This window comes from Brevundimonas mediterranea, assembly GCF_011064825.1.
Lineage (GTDB): Bacteria > Pseudomonadota > Alphaproteobacteria > Caulobacterales > Caulobacteraceae > Brevundimonas > Brevundimonas mediterranea_A.
On the sequence record NZ_CP048751.1, the window covers coordinates 2,396,020 to 2,410,557 of the forward strand.

Annotated in this window: 14 protein-coding genes; 9 read left to right on the forward strand and 5 right to left on the reverse strand. The window is 68.9% G+C overall.

Annotated features, from left to right (window positions below; translation table 11 throughout):
* Positions 1-7: 7 nt before the first annotated feature.
* The 6 genes from GYM46_RS11720 to lpxC all read left to right on the forward strand — a co-directional run bounded on the left by GYM46_RS11720 (position 8) and on the right by lpxC (position 7,723).
* A complete protein-coding gene (locus GYM46_RS11720) occupies positions 8-1,276 on the forward strand; it encodes a hypothetical protein (protein WP_008259308.1) in 1,269 nt (422 codons plus the stop codon).
* 69 nt (positions 1,277-1,345) lie between these two features.
* Positions 1,346-2,287, forward strand: coding sequence for a D-alanine--D-alanine ligase (locus GYM46_RS11725; protein ID WP_008260748.1), 942 nt, complete (start codon positions 1,346-1,348; stop codon positions 2,285-2,287).
* Positions 2,275-3,159 (forward strand): cell division protein FtsQ/DivIB, encoded by an 885-nt coding sequence (locus GYM46_RS11730; protein WP_040349724.1) that lies wholly within the window; start codon positions 2,275-2,277, stop codon positions 3,157-3,159. Before GYM46_RS11725 ends, GYM46_RS11730 begins: the two co-directional genes overlap by 13 nt.
* A 59-nt stretch (positions 3,160-3,218) precedes the next feature.
* Positions 3,219-4,511 (forward strand): cell division protein FtsA, encoded by a 1,293-nt coding sequence (ftsA, locus tag GYM46_RS11735; protein ID WP_008263640.1) that lies wholly within the window; start codon positions 3,219-3,221, stop codon positions 4,509-4,511.
* 527 nt (positions 4,512-5,038) lie between these two features.
* Complete coding sequence (ftsZ, locus tag GYM46_RS11740; RefSeq protein ID WP_008261244.1) at positions 5,039-6,634, forward strand: cell division protein FtsZ; 1,596 nt, start codon at positions 5,039-5,041, stop codon at positions 6,632-6,634.
* Between the two features lie 189 nt (positions 6,635-6,823).
* Entirely contained in the window at positions 6,824-7,723 is a 900-nt protein-coding gene (gene lpxC, locus GYM46_RS11745) for a UDP-3-O-acyl-N-acetylglucosamine deacetylase (RefSeq protein ID WP_008258678.1), read from the forward strand.
* 191 nt (positions 7,724-7,914) lie between these two features.
* Here lpxC and pgeF read toward each other — a convergent pair whose 3' ends face one another.
* From pgeF to lgt, 3 genes are read right to left on the reverse strand one after another with little or no spacing between them, the layout of a single operon-like run.
* Positions 7,915-8,685 carry a peptidoglycan editing factor PgeF gene (gene pgeF / locus GYM46_RS11750; RefSeq protein ID WP_008262105.1) on the reverse strand — a complete coding sequence of 257 codons (771 nt, stop codon included), beginning with the start codon at positions 8,683-8,685 and terminating at the stop codon, positions 7,915-7,917.
* Entirely contained in the window at positions 8,682-9,767 is a 1,086-nt protein-coding gene (locus GYM46_RS11755; RefSeq protein ID WP_008262785.1) for a class I SAM-dependent methyltransferase, read from the reverse strand. Before GYM46_RS11755 ends, pgeF begins: the two co-directional genes overlap by 4 nt.
* Positions 9,764-10,633: a prolipoprotein diacylglyceryl transferase gene (gene lgt, locus GYM46_RS11760; RefSeq protein ID WP_008259759.1), complete on the reverse strand. Its 870-nt coding sequence runs from the start codon at positions 10,631-10,633 to the stop codon at positions 9,764-9,766. Before lgt ends, GYM46_RS11755 begins: the two co-directional genes overlap by 4 nt.
* Positions 10,634-10,808: 175 nt before the next feature.
* Between lgt and GYM46_RS11765 the strand changes: the two genes are divergently transcribed.
* The 3 genes from GYM46_RS11765 (at position 10,809) to GYM46_RS11775 (ending at position 12,506) form a co-directional block, all read left to right on the forward strand.
* Positions 10,809-11,120, forward strand: coding sequence for an accessory factor UbiK family protein (locus GYM46_RS11765; protein WP_008262205.1), 312 nt, complete (start codon positions 10,809-10,811; stop codon positions 11,118-11,120).
* A 76-nt stretch (positions 11,121-11,196) separates the two neighbouring features.
* Positions 11,197-11,700, forward strand: coding sequence for a YbjN domain-containing protein (locus GYM46_RS11770; protein WP_008260608.1), 504 nt, complete (start codon positions 11,197-11,199; stop codon positions 11,698-11,700).
* Complete coding sequence (locus GYM46_RS11775; RefSeq protein ID WP_008260415.1) at positions 11,700-12,506, forward strand: pyrroline-5-carboxylate reductase family protein; 807 nt, start codon at positions 11,700-11,702, stop codon at positions 12,504-12,506. Before GYM46_RS11770 ends, GYM46_RS11775 begins: the two co-directional genes overlap by 1 nt.
* A gap of 48 nt (positions 12,507-12,554) precedes the next feature.
* Here GYM46_RS11775 and GYM46_RS11780 read toward each other — a convergent pair whose 3' ends face one another.
* Positions 12,555-13,031: a hypothetical protein gene (locus GYM46_RS11780; protein WP_008260251.1), complete on the reverse strand. Its 477-nt coding sequence runs from the start codon at positions 13,029-13,031 to the stop codon at positions 12,555-12,557.
* Positions 13,032-13,155: 124 nt separating this feature from the next.
* On the reverse strand, positions 13,156-14,523 hold the full coding sequence (locus GYM46_RS11785; RefSeq protein ID WP_008264280.1) for an ATP-binding protein: 1,368 nt from the start codon (positions 14,521-14,523) through the stop codon (positions 13,156-13,158).
* Between the last annotated feature and the right edge of the window lie 15 nt (positions 14,524-14,538).

A 14,538-nucleotide genomic window follows, 5' to 3' on the forward strand; every position in this document is an offset into this window, starting at 1 on the left:
ACCGCAGATGAAACGCTTAATCGCCGCCGTGGGCGTCTTGGCCGCCGTGGCCGGTCCGGCTCAGGCTCAACTCGTCACGCGCGCGCCCGTCGGCGCGGCCGTCGGCAGCGAAGGGCCCCGTGTCGACATCACGCGATCCAGCGCCGGTTACGCCTATTTCAACCGCGCGGGCGCGGACATCGACCAGCACGACGCCGCCGTCCGCGCCTGTGTGGTCGAGGCGCGGCGGATGCGCCAGCCTGACGACAACGGAGCGGCGGGCGCTGCGGCGGCTGGGGGCCTGTTGGGCGCCCTAGTCGTCGGCGTCATCCAGGGCGCCGTCAACGGCATGCAGGAACGGCGGGGCGTCGCCGCCAATCTGGAAAACTGCATGGTCGTCAACGGCTGGCGCGTCGTGCGGCTGGAAGAGGCAGACGGCAAGACCCTGGCGGACTTGGAGCAGCCGGCCCTGCGCGCCGCACTGGCGACCCGCGTCGGCGCCGATCAGCCCGCAGGCGAGGTGGTTCGGGTCTACGACAATGACGCCGCACGCGGCACGACGGTGGTGATCGGTCGTTCGGGCGACCTCGACAAGCCGTCCCTCAGCCTCCAGTCCCTGGCGCCGGACACGACCGAGCCCGCTGCCGCGCGGAAGGGCCCCGAGGCGCCGCGCAGCGCCCGCCCCCCGCGCGCCCTGAAGCCCGAGGATGTCGCCCTGACCGAGGGGAGCGCCCTTGTGACCGTTCGGTTGACCGGAATGGCGGAGCAGGGCGGACGCACCCTGTTCTTCACCCGCGCGGGGCCGCGACCCGACGTCTATGGCTGGGAGGCCGACGGCCGGCCGGCGCTGTTCGCCGTCGCCTTGCCGACCCGTGGCGCGGTGCGCGGCGACCGCACGCGCGCCGTGACCCAGACCTTCTCCGTGCCGCCCGGCCGCTGGCGGCTCAGCGCCCTGAATGTCGGACAGTACATCACCCACTTCTGCCTCGGCGCCACCGGCTTCGACGTCAGGGACGGTGAGGCGGTCTACGCCGGCGCCTTTGACCTGTCGGGCGAGCGGCTGGCGCCGGACATGCGCGTGCCGGACGACCTGCTGGCGCCGTCGGCGCCCGCCGCCACGGCCGGAGTGCGCCATAGGGCGGCCGAATGGTCCTATGGCGACCGGGAACAGTGCCAGGGCGCCTATCTCTACGCCCTGGACGTGACTCCCGCCCCAGCGTCGCCTGCGCCTTCGGTCACGGTCGAAGCGACGCCGGTCGTCGTGGTGGAAACATCCCCAGCCGAGGCTTCGCAATGATGTCCGAGCCCGTTTGGTTGACGCGCTGTTAAGAACCTGCGCGGCATCCAGACAGCTCTGGAGCCGCCGATGACCCGCGCAATCAAAGACCTTCATGTCGCCGTCCTGATGGGCGGTCTTTCCGCCGAGCGGGAGGTGTCGCTGACCTCCGGCGAACAGTGCGCTCAGGCGCTGGAGCGGCAGGGCGTGCGCGTCAGCCGCGTGGATGCGGGGCGCGACCTGGCCAATGTGCTGTCGGGTCTGATCAAGCCGGACGTGGTGCTGAACTGCCTGCACGGCGCCTGGGGCGAGGACGGCTGCGTCCAGGGCGTGCTCGAGACCCTGCGGATCCCCTATACTCATTCCGGCGTGCTCGCGTCGGCCCTGGCCATGGACAAGAACAGGTCCAAGGCCGTGCTGAAGGCGGCGGGCGTCAAGGTGCCCGGCGGCGGCTTGTACGACCGGCATGAGGTGGCGTCGCGCCACGTGATCGAGCCCCCCTATGTGGTCAAGCCGAACGCCGAAGGCTCGTCCGTCGGCGTCTATCTGGTTAGCGAGGGCGCCAATCGGCCGGTCGCCGAGGTGGGCGAGCCCGGCTGGGCCTATGGCGAACAGGTGATGGTCGAACCCTATATCGCCGGCAAGGAGCTGGCCGTCGCCGTGATCGGCTATGCGGACGGACCGCGCGCCCTGACCGTGACCGACATCACCCCGACCAAGGGCTTCTACGACTACGAGGCCAAGTATGCGCCCGGCGGTTCGGTCCACGTCCTGCCCGCCGTCCTGCCGCCCGCCGTGTTCGAGGCGGCCCTGCGTCAGGCGGAGGCGGCGCACGTCGCCATGGGTTGCCGAGGCGTGTCCAGAAGCGACTTCCGTTATGACGATGTTAAGGACGATCTGGTTCTGTTGGAGGTCAACACTCAGCCGGGCATGACGCCGACCTCGCTCGCTCCCGAGCAGGCCGCCCATACCGGAATGAGCTACGAAGACCTGGTTCGGTGGATGGTGGAGGACGCCTCATGCCCGCGGTAGTTCGCGGCGGTCGGCGACAGAGTTCGGGTTCCTCGCGTGGCGTCGCCTCCAAGAAGGGCGGGCGGCCACGCGGCGGCGCGCCCAAGCCCGCGTCCGCCATCCCCGGCAAGATGGCCGCCATCGGCCGTATCGATGTTTCACCCCGCACCGTCATGATCGCCCTGGGCGCCAGCGCCCTGCTGGTGATCGGGGTTCTGGCGACCGGCGCCCGCGCCGAACGGATCGGCCAGTCGGTTTCGCACGGGATCGACGGGGTGACGGCGGGCATGGGGCTGACGCTGAAGCGGGTTCATATCACCGGCGCCTCGGCCGAGGCCGAGCCGGCGATCCAGCAGGCCCTGGGCCTGTATTCCGGCCAGCCGATCACCAGCCTGGACCTGAACGCCATCCGCGAACGCGTGCAGGGCGTCGGCTGGGTGCGCGAGGCGCGCGTGGTGCGCCTGTTGCCCGACACCCTGATCGTCGAGATCAAGGAACACGATCGTCTGGCCGTCTGGCAGGACGCCGGCCAGATCAAGGTCATCGACGCCCAGGGCCAGGTGATCCAGGGCGCCGACGCGCGCCGCTATCCGACACTGCCCCTCGTCGTGGGCAAGGGCGCCGACCTGGCCGCCGGCGAGGTCCTGCCCCTGCTGGCCCAGCGCCCGCGCCTGATGAGCCGGGTGGACGCCCTGGTGCGGGTGGACGAACGCCGTTGGGACCTGCGCCTGAAGGACGGCAGCCTGATCCAGCTGCCCGCCGTCGAACAGGAGGCGGCCCTGATCCGTCTCGACGCGCTGGATCAGCGCGAACGCCTGCTCGACCTGGGCTTCGCCCGGGTCGATCTCAGAACGCCGGACGAGGTCGCCGTGCGACCCGCCGCCGACGCTTAAAGGACCAGTAAGACATGGCGGGAAAGCAGCGCGGATCGGCGAATGACCAGGGCCGGGGCATGGACCCCCGCGCCGGCCGCGCCCCCGTGATCGCCGCCCTGGACATCGGCCAGTCCAAGGTCTCGTGCTTCATCATGAAGCCTGACGGCGTGCGGCACGCCGACCGCACTATCCGCGTCGCCGGCGCCAGCCATGTCCAGTCCAAGGGCGTGAAGGGCGGCGCCATCATCAATATGGACGAGGCCGCCCAGGCCATCGGCCACGCCGTCGAACGGGCCGAACGCGCGGCCCAGAGCCCGGTCTCCGGCGTCGTCGTCACCACCGCCATCGGCCAGATGGCCAGCCACCGCGTCCAGGCCCGGGTGTCTCTGGGCGCCAATCCGGTCGGGGACGCCGATCTGGCGCGCGCCATCGGCATGGCCCTGGCCCAGATCCGCCTGCCCAACCGCCGCCCGATCCACGTCCTGCCCATCGCCTGGTCGGTGGACGGCGCGCGCGGCGTGCATGATCCGCGTTCGATGCGCGGCGGTTCGCTGGGGCTCGACCTGCTGGTTGTGTCCATGGCCGAGAATGTCTTCACGACCCTGAGCCACTGCCTTGAGCTGGCGCATCTGGACCTGCAGGGCGTGGCCGCCGCGCCCGTCGTCTCGTCCCTGGCCGCGCTGGAAGAGGACGAGATGGACCTGGGCGCCGTCTGCATCGACATGGGCGGCGGCTCGACCAGCGCCGCCGTCTGGGGCGGCCGGTCCCTGTTGCACATCGAAAGCCTGAACGTCGGCGGCGACCATGTCACCTCGGACATCGCGCGCGGCCTGTCGACATCCAAGGCGGGCGCCGAACGGCTGAAGACCCTGCACGGCTCGGCCATGGCCAGCGCCAACGAGGACCGCGAAATGCTGGAGGCTCCGCCGCGCGGCGAGGACGCCTCGGCCGGCCCGGTCATCGTCCCGCGCGCCATGCTGAAGACCGTCATCGCCCCGCGCGTGGAAGAGACGCTGGAACTGCTGCGCGACCGGCTGAAGAACGCCGGCGTGGGCCTTGAGCCCGGCGCGGGCCTGGTCCTGACCGGCGGCGCCAGCCAACTGAACGGGGTGCGGGAGCTGGCTGTGCGGGTGTTCGACCGCCCGGTCCGCCTGGGCAAGCCTCAGCGCGCGCCACATTTGGCCGACGCCGCCTCCGGTCCGGCCTTCTGCGCCACCGCCGGAGTCCTGCTGCGCGCCGCCTACGGCCCGCGCGAAGCCGTGTCCGCCCGGAAGCTTATGGCGCGGCAGATCACGGCGGCGGACGCGCCGAGAATCCATCGGGGCAATGTGGTAGGGCGTGTCGCGGGCTGGTTGCGCGACAACCTATAAAAACGGGTGGTGTCGCTGTCAGAACTGGGCTTTCGCAGCAATACAGCGACCATCGAGAGCTTTGCGCCGTTGACCATTGGCGATCAGTATCTTCATGATCTGTCCTTGGCTTAAACTTGGGAAAACAGCTTCGGCATTGGCGCGCGTGATCGCACGCCCGTCTCCAAGTGTGCAATGCTCGACAGCGAGCCGCTCCTTGTGCACTAAGTGCACTAACTGCGTGGGCGTTTATGACCTCACCGGACGCTATTATCAGGTCGGCCTGACGGCTCGCTTCTAGGTCCAGTCTTTCTAAAATAAGGAAAGGGCTGCTCTCACGGGCCGCCCTTTTTCCTGAAGGTCGTCGTTTTTCGAAGAAACTGCAGCCAAGCTCGCAGTTTGTGCTTTCCTCGAGTCCGACTCACATTATCGCCGTAACCTTCTCTTAACCCTCATGGGTGCAATCCTTAACACGCTCATAACCAATGTGATTCGGCGGGGCGGTCGCATCGGTTTGAAGGGGTCAGGGTCGGAAGGTCGGAAAAGAAATGTCGCTCTCATTGGTCAAGCCGCAACACACTGAACTGAAGCCCCGTATCGTCGTGTTCGGCGTCGGCGGCGCCGGCGGCAACGCCGTGAACAACATGATCGACGCCGGCCTCGAAGGGGTCGAGTTCGTCGTGGCCAACACCGATGCGCAGCACCTCAGCTTCGCCAAGACGGATCGCCGCATCCAGTTGGGCGAGACCATCACCCAGGGCCTGGGCGCCGGCGCTCACCCCGAAGTCGGCATGAACGCCGCCGAGGAATCCGCAGACGAGATCCATCAGCACCTCGAAGGCGCGCACATGGTGTTCATCACCTGTGGCATGGGCGGCGGCACCGGCACCGGCGCGGCCCCCGTCATCGCCAAATGCGCGCGCGATCGCGGCATCCTGACCGTCGGCGTCGTGACCAAGCCCTTCACCTTCGAGGGCCGTCACCGGATGCGCCTGGCCGACGCGGGCGTCGCCGAGCTGCAACGCTATGTCGACACCCTGATCGTCATTCCGAACCAGAACCTGTTCCGCGTCGCCAACGAACGCACCACCTTCGCCGACGCCTTCGGCATGGCCGACCAGGTGCTGCACTCGGGCGTGCGCTCGATCACAGACCTGATGATCCTGCCGGGCCTAATCAACCTCGACTTCGCCGACGTCCGCGCCGTCATGTCCGAAATGGGCAAGGCGATGATGGGCACGGGCGAGGCGTCCGGCGACGACCGCGCCCTGCTGGCCGCCCAGAACGCCATCGCCAACCCGCTGCTGGACGAGACCTCGCTGAAGGGCGCCAAGGCCGTGCTGGTGAACATCACCGGCGGTCTGGACATGACCCTTCTGGAAGTCGACGAGGCCGCCAACGCCATTTCGGCCGAGGTGGACGGCGACGCCAACATCATCTTCGGCGCCGCCTTCGATCCGGCGCTGGACGGCAAGATTCGCGTCTCGGTGGTCGCCACCGGCATGGACGAGAGCGGCGTGCAACGCGCCGAACCCTCGGCCCCGGCCGCGCCCTCCCAGACCGCGCCCCTGGCGGATCACGGCGCGCGCCGTTCCGCCGGCGGCCTGTACGGAACCCAGGCCTCGCGTGCGCCCGAGCCCGCCCGCGAACCCTACCGGGAGCCGGTCCGCGCCGAACGCGCGCCGGAACCGCGTCCCGAGCCCCGGATTGAGGCCGCCCCCGTCGTCCCCAGCTTTCAATCCCCTCCCGCGCCGGAGCCCCGGCCCGAGCCGGTGATCCGCGTCGCGGAACCGACCCCGCGCGCCCTGGACCCGATCGTCGATCCGTGGGTCGAGGAGTACGAAACCACCCGCGCGCCGGCCACGCAGTCGAGCCGCGCGCCCGAGCCCCAGGGCGACCTGTACGCCGCCCGTTCGCCCGAGCCGGCCGTCGATGACTATGACGACCGTGACCACCGCCGCAGCGGCTGGAGCCTGTTCGGTCGCGGCAAGCGCGCCCAGCCGCAGCCCGAGCCGACCTACAGCCCCCGTCCGACCTCGCAGATGCGGTCGGCGGCCCAGCCGCAGGCCCAGGCCGAGCCCGAGACGGGCCATGCGGACGACGACCTGGAGATTCCTTCTTTTCTCCGCCGTCTCGCAAACTGACCGACTGAAATTCTGAAAGCCGCGCCCCGAAGCCACTGGCTTCGGGGCGTTTTCAATTGCGACGGTCCCATAACGAAACAATCCGAAACCCGACTTTCATTTCGCACTTGCGGGGGCAGGGCTAGATCACTCGAGGGGCGTAATCCGCACTTAGAGGCGGGACCCAATCAGATTGAAGCGAGTTTGAGTTTGTCGGTCAGAAACGACCATCACGAGCGCACCATCGTCGCGCCGGCCATCATCGCCGGCGTCGGGGTGCACACCGGCCGCCGGGTGCGGCTGGCGGTTCGTCCTGCGCCTGCGGGGGCGGGGATCGTCTTCGTGCGCACCGACGTGACCGACCGCGACAACCGCATCCCCGTCTCGGGCGAGGCCGTTGTCGACGCCCGCCTGAACACCATGATCGAGAACGCCGCCGGCGTGCGGCTGTCGACCATCGAACACCTGATGGCGGCTTTCTGCGCTCTGGGCGTTTCGAACGCCGTGGTCGAGGTGGACGGGCCGGAGCTGCCGATCCTGGACGGGTCGGCGCTGGAGTTCGTGCAGTTGCTGGACCGGGCGGGCTTCCGTCCCCAGGCGCAGCCGCAGCGCTATATCGAGATCCTGGAGACGGTTCACGTCACCGAAGGCGACAAGCACGCGGCCCTGTTGCCGTGCGACCGCTATGAAATGCGGTTCGAGATCGACTTCCCTTCGGCGGTGATCGGCAACCAGATCATCGATTTCGTCGTGGACGAGCCGACCTTCCGCAAGGAAATCATGGCCTGCCGCACCTTCGGCTTCGCCCATGAGGTCGAGGCCCTGCGTCAGGCGGGTCTGGCCCGCGGCGGCTCGCTGGAGAACGCCGTGGTCATCGACGGCGACGACATCCTGAACCCCGGCGGCCTGCGGATGGAACGCGAGTTCGTGCGCCACAAGGCGCTGGACGCGATCGGCGACCTGTATGTCCTGGGCGCGCCCCTGCTGGGCCGTTACGAAGGCTACAAGGCCGGGCACGCGGTCAACAACAAGCTGGTCCGTGCGCTGCTGGCTGCGCCCCATGCGTGGCGCGAGGTCACACGCGTGCCGGAGATGGCGCAGGCGGGCTGACAAGCGCATCAGCCTTTCCCTCCCCAGCGGGGGAGGGGGGCGAAGGCGCAGCCGAAGCCGGGTGGGACGGGCAGGGCGCCGGTCCACTGATTTATCTTTTCGGAAATAGTGCGTCCCTGCCGGGCCGCCCCCACCCCGTCGCTGCGCGACGCCCCTCCCCGGACGGGGAGGGAGAATTATCGTGCGCGCGCCTAAACCCCGATCACGCTGATCAATCGGCCGAAGTCCGGTTCGCCCTGCTGGAACGCCCGGCGGTTGGAGTAGAAGCGCGCCGCGTCGGCGCAGGTGTCGTGGCCGGTCCAGACGGCCTGGCCGACGCCGGCCTGTTGCAGGCGCCACAGGACGAAGCCGGGCAGGTCGAACCGGCGTTTGTCGTCGGTCTCGCCCGGATGGAAGAAGCGCTCGCTGCCCGGGTCGTGGTGGGCGAAACGGTCCTGGAAGTCGAGGCCGACCTCATAGCTGGCGGGGGCGATGCAGGGGCCGACGACGGCGCGGATGTGACGGGGATCGGCGCCCAGGGCCTGCATGGCCGCGACAGCGGAATGGACCACTCCGCCCAGGGCGCCCTTCCAGCCGGCGTGGACGGCGGCGACGATCCGCGTCTCGGGATCGGCCAGCAGAATCGGCGCGCAGTCGGCGGTCAGGACCGAGCACAACAGGTCGGGTTCCGCGGTGACGACGGCGTCGCCCTCGGGCCGGTCGCCCTGCCAGGGACCGTCGGCGACGCGGGCGACGGCGGAATGGATCTGGTAGCAGCCGTTCAGATGATCGACGTCGGCGCCGAAATGGGCGGCGACGCGACGGCGGTTCTCGGCCACGGATGCGGGATCATCCTTCGAACCGACGCCGGCGTTCAGGCCTTCATAGACGCCGGTGGAGACGCCGCCGGCGCGGGTGAAGAAGCCGTGGTCGAACCCGGCGGCGGTCAGCAGCGGATGGGTGATGGGGGCCAGGTCGCTCACAGGTCCCACCCCGGCACGATCAGCGCGCGGGGGGAGAAGATCGCGGCGGCCTTGAACAGGCTTCCCATCTGGTCCTCGGCGGTCAGGCGATGCAGTTGGCGGTCGATCACGGGGGCGGCGTCGGGCCGTCCCGCCTTCAACCGTTCAGCGCGCGCTTCGATCCCCAGCCGTCTCAGGAACTCGCCCTGGGTCAGGCAACCGGTGACATCGGCGCCGGCGCGGACGGCGGCTTCCAGCACGCGCGGAAAGTCGGCCCACTGGGTCAGGTCGGCCTCGCCGGGGCTGTCCAGCGGATCGACCTTCTGGTGGCGGCGCAGGGCCTGGAGGGTGTCGCCGGCCTCGGGCCGGGCGCGGCCGTAGTCGATGAGCAGGGCGGCGCCCGAGGCGGCCTTCAGCAGCCCGGCCAGGTCGCGGCCAAAGATCGCCTGCTGTTCCGAAATCTCGAACACCTCGCCGGGCTCGATGTCGAAGGCGGGTTTTTCGAACCCGCCCGAAATCGCGGTCAGGCCGAAGATCAGGTCATTGTCGTCTGTGACGCCGATGCGGCGCTCGGCCCAGCCGCCATCGGTGCGGACGAACTGGCGTGCGGGCAGACAGTCCAGAACCTCGTTGGCGATCAGGATGACCGGGGCGTCGGTCTCGATCCGCGTCAGGTCGCGCACCCAGCGCGGCGACAGGTCGGCGCCGGCCAGGGCCTTGGCCTGAAGGTCCCGCAACGGAGCGCTGGGCTCGATCAGGATCAGGTCGCAGGCTTCGAGGAAGCCGGGGACCAGGCGGGCGGCGCGCAAGGCGTCGCTCATCAGGGTTCCGTCGCCGGGGCCGACCTCGACCAGGCGGAACCGTTCGGGCGCGCCCAGCCGGTTCCAGGTCTCGACCGCCCACAGGCCGATCAGTTCGCCGAACATCTGGCTGACCAGGGGCGCGGTGATGAAGTCGCCGCCTTCCCCCAGAGCAGGGCGCGAGGCGTAATAGCCGCCCTTGGGATCATGCAGGCAGCGGGTGACATAGTCGGCGACCGTCATCGGCCCCGTCAGAGCGATCTCGCGCGCCAGACGGGTTTTCAGGGTTTCGGCGTCGCTCATGCCTGGACGGGCGGCCGGTTCCAGGCGCGCCAGATCAACCAGCCGCCGACCAGGATCATCGGGATGGACAGCATCATTCCCATGGTCAGGCCCAGCGGGAAGTCGGGCATGCCGAAGTCGGGCTCGCGCACATTCTCCAGCGCGGCGCGGCAGACGCCGTAGCCGACCAGGAACAGGCCGGTGATATAGCCCGGCTTCTTCAGCAGATCGAACTTCCAGATGCCCAGCGACAGGATGGACAGAAGCACGATCCCCTCCAGTCCCGCCTCATAAAACTGGCTGGGGTGGCGAGGCGCGTCGCCGGCGGGGCAGAAGCCGTACATCTGCTGGATACGGGCGTTGCAGAAGCGGACGGCCCAGGGAACGGTCGTCTCGCGACCCCACAGCTCGCCGTTGATGAAGTTGGCCAGGCGGCCGAACATCAGGCCTATGGGCACGACCGGGGCGATGACGTCGCCGAGGCGCAGCATGTCGATCTTCTGGGCGCGGGCGTAGAGGAAGATGGCCAAGCAGACGCCCAGGAAGCCGCCGTGGAAGCTCATGCCGCCGGTCCAGAGCTGGAACAGTTCGAACCGCTCGCCCAGGGTCTGACCCGTGAACAGCTGGACGTACATGATCGGCTTGTAGAACAGGGCGTAGCCCAGGCGGCCGCCCAGGATGATGCCCAGCACGATCCACAGGACCAGGTCGTCCAGCTGGGTGGTGTTGATCGGCGGCTTGCCCGGCGCCCACAGGCGTTCGGTCTTGACCAGACGGGCGGCGTACCACCAGCCCAGGACGATGCCGGCGACATAGGCCAGGGCGTACCAGCGGATCGGAAGCGGTCCGAGATGGATCAGGACCGGATCGAATTCGGGAAAGGGCAAGGGGCGTTCCTGTGCAAGCCTGTCTCAGAAGGGCGGTTTAGCAAGCGTCGCCGGCTGCGTCGCCTGTGAAGAAAGATCACGACGCCTTGATGGCGTCCGCGAAGCAGCAGAAAGAAAGGTTTCATTCACCATAGTCGGTGAAGCTTCGTTAACGACGTTGAAGTCGGAGACCGCCATGCAGACCCGCAATCCCATCCTGGACGAGTTCGCCAAACTGACCACCGGCGCCATGGGCCTGGCCCAGGCGGCGGGAGAAGAGGCCAAGACCGCCTGGCGCGCCCAGACCGACCGGATCGTCGCCGAGATGGACCTGGTCCGCCGCGACGAATTCGATGTGCTGAAGGACGAGATCGCCGCCCTGCGGGCCGAGATCGCCGAACTGAAGGCGGCCCAGAAACCTGCCAGCAAGCCCGCCGCCAAGGCTTCCGGCAAGCTCGCGACGGGAACGTCCACAGATGGAACTCAACCCGGGGACGCAGCCGGTTGAGCCGAATCCGCGAACAGGCTTACCACTCTGTTAACGGCCGCGATTCTCGCGGACGCAGCGCGAATCGAGAGACTTGATGGACATCGCCCGGCCCGAGGAAATGGACACGCCCTTCGACCCGCTTGAGGTCGTCGAGCATGTCCTCACGGCCGAGAACCTCCCGTTCGACCGCACCGACGACGGCGACCTGGCCTTCGCCCTGGCAGGGGACTGGAAGGATTACGAGCTGTGGTTCGCCTGGCGGCCTGAGGGGGATTGTCTTCAGCTGTGCTGCGCCCTGGATCTGCGTGTGGCCAAGAGCCGCAAGACGGCCGCCTATGAACTGGTCGGCCTGATCAACCAACGCACCTGGATGGGGCATTTCGAGGTCTGGGCCGAGGACGGGGAGATCGTCTTCCGTCATTCGCTGGCCTTGCCGATGGGCGAGCGCCCGACCCTGGCCCAGGCGGCCTCGATGATCGATGCGGCCATTGAGGCGGCGGATCGCTATTACCCCGCGTTCGACTTCATGGTGCGCGGGAACAAGAAACCGCAGGAGGCCATCGACGCCTGCCTGTTCGAGACCGTCGGCAACGCCTGATGGCGGGGTCCGTCCGGTCCGGGGGACCTGTCGTCCTGGTCGGCTGCGGCCGGCTGGGCTCGGCCATTCTGGAAGGCTGGCTGCTGACGGAGACGGTCGCGCCGGCCGATCTCATCATTCTCAGTCCGTCGGAAAAACCCGCCGCCGAAGCGGCGCGGGCCAAGGGCGCGCGGATCAATCCGCCGCTTGAGGCCCTGACCGAGGCGGGTGTGATCGTGCTGGCGGTCAAGCCGGCGATCTGGCGCGAGGTGGTGACGCCCCTGGCGCCCTTCCTGAACGACCAGGCCGTGATCCTGTCGGTCATGGCGGGAGTGACGGCGCCCACCCTGGCCGAGGGGATCGGCGGCTGGCCCATCGTGCGCGTCATGCCGACGACCGGGGTGTCGCGCGGGCGCGGCGTGGCCTCGATCTGGTCGGCGGATGATCGCGCCCAGGCCCTGGGACGGGCCTTGTTCGAGCCGATGGCTGAGACGGTCGTTCTGGCGGACGAGGCCCTGATGGATGCGGCCACGGCGGTGGCCGGATCGGGCGCGGCCTATTTCTACGCCTTTACCGAAGCCCTGGCCCGAGCGGGTCAGGCCAGCGGCCTGGACGCGGCGACCGCCGACGTCCTGGCGCGAGCGACCCTGCGGTCGGCGGCGGATTCGATGGGCGACGATGATCTGGAGGCCCTGATCGGCCGCATCGCCTCGCCCGGCGGCTCGACCCGCGCCGGGCTGGACGCCCTGGCGAAGGACGGCCGCCTGACGCGGATGCTGGACGAGACGGTCGCGGCGGCCGTGCGGCGAAACCGCGAGATGGGCTGAAACCCGGCGCCTCTCTTCCGTCGCGAAACGGGAGAGAGGCCTGCGGGATCAGAAGCGGCCCTGTTCGATCTGGTCGCCCAGACGTCCGAAGGCGCGGTCCGCGTCATGCCAGACGCCGTAGCCCCAGACGTCGCGGATGTTCGGCGAGAAGTAGGAGAAGTCCACTGGCCGGGACTGGCCGTTGGCAGTGACGATCTCGCCCTTGATCGCCGCGCCGCCGATGGACACGCTGCGGATCGGGTCCAGGCCCGGCGTCTGGCGGATCTGTTCGAAGGTGGGGCGGTTCGGCTTCAGGTCGACCAGGACCAGATTGGCGGTGGCGCCGGGATAGCGGTGCTCCAGCGCCTGACCGACTTCAGCCTTCAATTCGTCGATCTGTTCGTTGACTTCACGTTCGCCGAGTTTCTCGATCTGACGTTGCAGTTCGGGGCCGACGGTGACGTTGACTGTGGGGGTTTGCGCCTGGGCCATGGCGGCGACGGCGAGCGCCGCGGCCAGAGGGGCGAAGAAGGCGAGTTTACGCATCGTGTTTTGTCTCCATGCCCTGTCGGCATGAAGATGATCCTTCCTGCACGGTTCCGCTAGACGCCGGACATCCAAATCTCGCTCCGACCGCCCGTTTCAGCGCCCTGGTCCAAAAAATACGCCGTCAGGCGGCGGGAACGACGGTCGCCTGGCCCGGCACGCGGATGATCGCCTTCAGCCCGCCCAGGTCGCTGCGCTCCAGGGTGACGTCGCCGCCGTGGCCGCGCGCCACGTCGCGGGCGATGGCCAGGCCCAGGCCGACGCCCTTGCGGTTCTGGTTGCGGGACTCGTCCAGACGGGAGAAGGGGCGGAAGGCCTCGTCATACAGATCTTCGGGAATGCCGGGGCCGTCGTCCTCGACGGCGATCTCCAGCCCGCCCGAGGCCAGCGACCGCGCCGACAGACGCACATGCTCGCCGTGAGAGGCGGCGTTGCCGGCCAGGTTGACTAGGGCGCGCTTGAAGGCGAGCGGGCGAAGCGAGGCGGTCAGGCCCTGGGCGACCGAAAGTTCGACCTCGGCCCCGGCGCGCCTGGCGTCTTCGCCCGCCGCCTTCAGCAGGTCGAGGATCGACACCGGTTGGGGCGGTTCGCCGGCCTCGCCGCGGGCGAAGTCCAGATATTCGTCGATCATATGCTCCATCTCGTCCAGGTCGCCGCGCATGGCGGCCTGACGCTTGAACGGCGGGGCCAGGGCCAGTTCCAGCCGGAGCCGGGTCAGGGGGGTGCGCAGGTCGTGGCTGACCGAGGCGAGCAGGGCGGTGCGCTGGTCGATGTGGCGCTGGATCCGGTCGCGCATGGCCAGGAAGGCCACGGCGGCGGCGCGAACCTCGCGGGCGCCGTGCGGCTTGAACCGGGGCACTGTCTCGCCCCGGCCGAAGGCCTCGGCGGCGTCGGCCAGGCGTTCGATGGCGCGGACCTGATTGCGGATGAACAGGATCGCCACCCCCATCAGCAGGACGGTGGCGATGGTCAGCCACAGCACGAAGATGTGGGCCTGGGTGGCCACGGCGCGCTCGCGCGGGGCGATGATGCGCAGCACGCCCTGCGGCTCCTGCACCTGGATGTCGACATAGGCGGGGTAGCGGGTGGTGTCGAACCAGTAGGGGCGGTCCAGTCGGGCCGCCAGCGCCTTGTCCAGCACGCGGTCCACCACCCCGATGGGGCCGCGCCTCTGTTCCGTCGGCAGGGTCCGGCCCTCCTGCAGCGCGATCGACAGGGACATGGATCGCTCGGCCCGATCGGCCAGTCGCTCCAGATTGCGTTGGCTGGGGTCGTCCTCATAGCTCTCAACGGCCCAGGCGATATCGCCGGCCAGGCCCTCGGACAGGCGCGCCGTCACGGTCTGCCAGTGGGCGTCGAAGAAGATCCAGGTCACCACCACCTGCATGACCAGCACCGGCAGGACGATGATCAGCAGCGACCGCCCCCAGAGCGAGGTCGGCAGGCGCCGCTTCAGAAAGCGCGGCCACAGATAGGCGGGCAGCAGCCGCATGGTGTTCGTCGCCGG